This window comes from Gluconobacter sp. P5H9_a (assembly GCF_018812085.1).
Classification (GTDB): Bacteria; Pseudomonadota; Alphaproteobacteria; order Acetobacterales; family Acetobacteraceae; genus Gluconobacter.
Genome location: NZ_JACRVW010000088.1, coordinates 1 through 512, shown reverse-complemented (window position 1 = coordinate 512; position 512 = coordinate 1). Strand labels below are relative to the sequence as shown.

1 protein-coding gene is annotated in these 512 nt (G+C 44.8%); it reads left to right on the top strand.

What is annotated here, in order from left to right:
* Window positions 1–273: 273 nt before the first annotated feature.
* Window positions 274–512: hypothetical protein (locus KP708_RS15615; protein WP_215757275.1), on the top strand; the 239-nt coding region annotated here is incomplete at its 3' end.

Below are 512 nucleotides of genomic sequence, written 5' to 3'. Positions count from 1 at the left end.
CGCTCACGCAGGCGCCGGAACAGTCATCTTCGATTTTTCGGCTTACTCCCCCCCAGCCGCCCTGACGGGCGGGCTACGCCGCTCCCGCGCTGCGCTCGCTCCGGGTCTGTTCTGCTCTGTGCTATGCTCATCTGCTTGCTCAGAGGACAAGGAGTATTTTAGCCACTAAAATACTTCTGATGTTGCTCTGGAGCGGTGTAAAAGCCGCCCCATTTTCGTGACATCKAACATTACCATATTTGGTTAAGTATTTTGATAAGAGGAAATGATACAGTGCTTACTGACAAAGAAATGAACGATGCCAAAATTGGCTTCAAGTACCAACATCCATCAGACATTCTTCACGAGCATGAAGACTGTATTAGGATGGCGTATGAATGGTTAGATGCTCAGACAACAATAAAAACAAAACCAAAACACAGTAGAGCTCTAAAGCATATTATAGAAAAATGGGCAGGAAGATATATATCTCAATCAGACGTAGAAATAGCTGCTTATTTACATCCAAAAAT